The sequence below is a fragment of the Mesorhizobium sp. genome, from assembly GCF_017306585.1.
Classification (GTDB): Bacteria; Pseudomonadota; Alphaproteobacteria; order Rhizobiales; family Rhizobiaceae; genus Mesorhizobium.
Genome location: NZ_JAFKIC010000333.1, coordinates 1 through 3,867 on the forward strand (window position 1 = coordinate 1; position 3,867 = coordinate 3,867).

2 protein-coding genes are annotated in these 3,867 nt (G+C 58.2%); both read right to left on the reverse strand.

The features are described 5' to 3' along the window. Window positions 1-581: 581 nt before the first annotated feature. Window positions 582-2,030, reverse strand: coding sequence for an APC family permease (locus J0I79_RS34240; RefSeq protein ID WP_292870362.1), 1,449 nt, complete (start codon window positions 2,028-2,030; stop codon window positions 582-584). 193 nt (window positions 2,031-2,223) lie between these two features. Continuing rightward, on the reverse strand, window positions 2,224-3,495 hold the full coding sequence (locus tag J0I79_RS35215; protein WP_366015753.1) for a tetratricopeptide repeat protein: 1,272 nt from the start codon (window positions 3,493-3,495) through the stop codon (window positions 2,224-2,226). Between the last annotated feature and the right edge of the window lie 372 nt (window positions 3,496-3,867).

Genomic DNA, 3,867 nt, shown 5'->3' on the forward strand with positions numbered 1-3,867 from the left:
GAGCCGACCCGCGTAGCCAGTCGTCGGGATGTCCAAATGGACGTCCATTTTGCCGTCTGCTCCCACTTGGACCCTCCGTCTCTAACGATCGGCGGACTCTTGCCACATTAACCTCATGCGCCGCACGAGGGGAGCGGCGTGGCGCTTACAGTCGAAATGCATGGACTCGCCGCGCATCATCGCCAATGTCAAGCGATTGCAGGAGCGGACCGCCGCGGTCGGGGACAGTCGGTCCCGCGTCCCGGCCTGCGGCCGTCGCTATGCTGACGCTCCTACGGCTGTCCCGTTAACCGCCCGCGGCGGCGGCGAATTTCCTTCGTCCAACGCGCGACAATTGTCCGCTGTTGCGGACGCGCGCAGGACTGCGGTTTATACGCCGTTTTTCATTGGGCGCCGACAGTCGCCGGTGCGGAGATCGACGAGATAAGGATGGTCTGCTGCATCCGGATCGCCGGCAGGCCTTTGCACCAGTGCCGTTCGGCACGAGGTCGAGACAGGCATTTCTTTCGAGAGAACCCAGGCCAGGGTCCGACACAAAAATACGATACATAAACCTTTGACGTTCGATGCGGCTGACAGAACTAGAGCGCACCTGCAAGGGCTTCATAGCGGTTCGGCGCTCTTGCCTTCATGAGACCGGCGCCAAGACAGCCAACCAGGAACGACACCAACAACACCGTGACGATTGCGGTGTTGACCGCATTCATTCCAACACTACCGGTCAAGGCGCTGAGGTTTGCAAACGCGGTCAGGGCAAAAACCAGAAGCCCTACAAAACCTAGCACTGGAGCCATGCGCGTGCTCCAAAACTTGCCGCGAACTGTCTGTTTACGGAAGAAAAGGAAGACGGCAAGACAGGCGAGTGTCACGATCACAAGATAACCGAGCGTACCCGTAGCCGCACCCCACGTGTAAATCTGTGTGACGGGATCAGCGCCGAGAAGTGCCGCGCCCAGCAACACGCTGAGCGATACGAATGTCTGGACGGACGAGGCGATGTAGGGGGAGGCATGTCTCTCATGTACCCGGCTTAAGGGGGCAACGAGAACGCCGCAGCCGCCGAGGACATATTTGTAGCGTGCAATGATATTGTGCAGGGACAAAATCACCGCAAAGACACTGGTTATCAGCAATATCTGGGCTGCATCCTGGAAGAAGCGTCCGAGAAAACCGTGCACGATGTCGAGATACATCGTGCCCGCATTGTCGGTCGCGACTTGCACGACCTTTTGCGATCCGACAGCGGTCACGATTGCCCAAAATGACACGAAGTAGAGCGAAGCGATGAAGATCACGGCCATGTAGGTGGCTCGCGGAATTGACCGCTCCGGATCGACGGCTTCCTCGCGATAGACGACAGTCGATTCGAACCCGACGAAACCCCACACGACGAATAGGATGCCCAGACCTGGCGAACCAGAGAGGAAGACGGTCAGATTAAAGCCGCCGACATCGATACCTGCAGAACCAGCGGAGACGAAGATCGCAGCATCCACGATCAGGATGATGCTGATTTCGAGGAGGAGCGCCACGCCGAGAACTTTGGTGCTCACTTCAATGTTACGATAGCCGAGGAACCCGACAAACCCGACAACTGCGATAGTATAGAGCCACCAGGGAAGAGTGATGTGAAGGAAATTTGTCGCCGCGTCAGCCGCAACATAGCCGATATATGCCTCGAGAGCGATGAGCATAAGAGTGTATGACACGATCGCCAGTGAAGCAGTCCCTACACCAACAACGCGTCCCATCCCCTTGAGCACATAGGCGTAGAACGCGCCGGCATTCGAGATGTATTTCGACATTTCTACAAAGCCTGCGGAAAAGAGCAGCATCACGATCCCGACGACGATGACGTCGATCGGTGCCGCAGGCCCATTGCCATACGCAATGACCAGAGGGCTTACACCTGCCATTACGGTCAGCGGTGCGGCGGTGGCGACCACCATCATCGTGATCCCGATCGGGCCGAGACGTCCCTTCAATTTTATCGTGCCGTCGCGGGTGCCGCTGTGTTGTGGCATGGTCATCGGTTCGTCCCCCTTATTGCTTTTGCTTTGTTGTGACGTGGAAATTCCGACCTGTGAGCAGATCCGGTTTGCCTGGATGACCAGTCGAAGCCGTCGGGGAACCCGCATAGGCGGGCACCCCGTTGCCAGCTGAGCACGGTCCGATCAGTCGATGAACATATGAAACGCCAGCTTTCAGCGCTGAGCGCGCGAGCTAAGCGGCGCCTCTATGGTTTGCGGTAACGGCGTTCGTCGCGCGATCGAGGTGAGACTTCGTCGTCGCAGTCGGACGCACGGCAAAACGTTCAGAGAGCAGCGCGCGCGCAAGGCTCACGCGTCCCGCGCGTTCCGCAGCAACGATGATCGTCTGCGTAAGAACGTCGCGTTGGGCATGGCTTCCGCCGATCCGGATCGCACTGTAGCGCACTGGTAGCAGCAAATCGCAGGCCTTGCCGTAGTCGCGTTCGGCAAACGCCAGCACGCCATCTATGATGCGTCGGCCAACCTCGACAGTCGTTCGGCAATTGTCACCCACGCCGAACTTTTGGTAGCGGTCGAGAGAAGCGCGAAAACGTCCAAGGTGGGTGAGATCCTTGCTTCTGGAGACGCAGAAGGCGAGATGCAGGTCGTTGAACGCAAGCACGTGCTCGTCGACATGGGTGATCCATTGGCGTGTCAGCTCTTCCCAGCGATCACCGACGTCCCCCCCGGCCAGTTCGACACGCCACAGCAAGGATGCAGCATCAACCAGGTCCAGCAGGGCGTCACCGGCTATCTTGGGCTGGATATGGCTGTCGTAGCCGGCAAGCACTTCGTCCAACCGTCCGTTCTCGATCAGATACAAGGCCAGGTGCCAGCCGTTGTGGACAGCAAGCGCGTGTGCCTTTCCCCAGGAGGGCCGGGAGTTTTTCAGGAATACAATGCCTTCCTCTTGCCGGCACTGGGTTTCAAGGACGTGAGCGACCGCATGGACGGCCCAGCCGTCTTCGGGATTGATATCTATGGCGCGTCGTCCGACATCTTCCGCCTTCGCCAACTCGCCCGCCTCTTCCAGTCCGAACGCGTACTGGCCGAGAATGTAACCATAAGCATCGTCTGACGCACTCCACTGCGGCAGCACACGTGCGATCGAATCTCGGATCGACTGCGATTGGCCAAGATAGACATACATATCGTGCGCAAAGCGCAGTGCCAGGGCATCGCGCGGATGATCCAGCAAGATGTCTTCCCAAATCTCTGCCGCGCTGAACAACTCGCCAGCAGCCATCGCTTGCGCCGCGGAAAAATGCAGGCGCTCACGTGTGGTCGCACCTGTCACCGACCGCTCTGCAGCCGAGATCGCATTGACGACCGCGAGATTGTTCCCTGTAAATCCCGATAGCAGCAACAGCGACGCCGTCGCGGCGACGAACATGACCGTCACCCAAAATACCTTCAGCGATTCCGGATCAACAAAGCGCGCGAACTGCTCCAGTTCGGTACTCACCTGGTAGATGAAATTGCCTGGACCGTCGGCTATGCGGATGCCAGCGCCTTCCGTATACCAGGCCTATTGAACCTGCCTCCTTCGGCAGCGGCGCCAGCGCCGCTCGTCGACACGCTTAAGCGTTGGGAATTGCACCCAGAAAAACGGAGACGCTGTCCGCTGCCGGGATACTGGGGTGGTGGGCGCGCCGCGACTCGGCGAGTAGAGAACTCATCTCATGCCGAAGTTCCAATGTAGGCAGTTTCGTCTATTGTTGCATTCTCTATCACCAAAAAATGCATGTATTTTCAATGGATTATGGGATTTATTCGCCGCACCTGTTGGATAAGGCATTGCAGCGATGTTCTCTGGGCGATCGTTGCAATCAGGATG

Coding starts and splice junctions, on each gene's coding strand:
- J0I79_RS34240 (WP_292870362.1), bottom strand. CDS start 2,030: ATGACCATGCCACAACACAGCGGCACCCGCGACGGCACGATAAAATTG.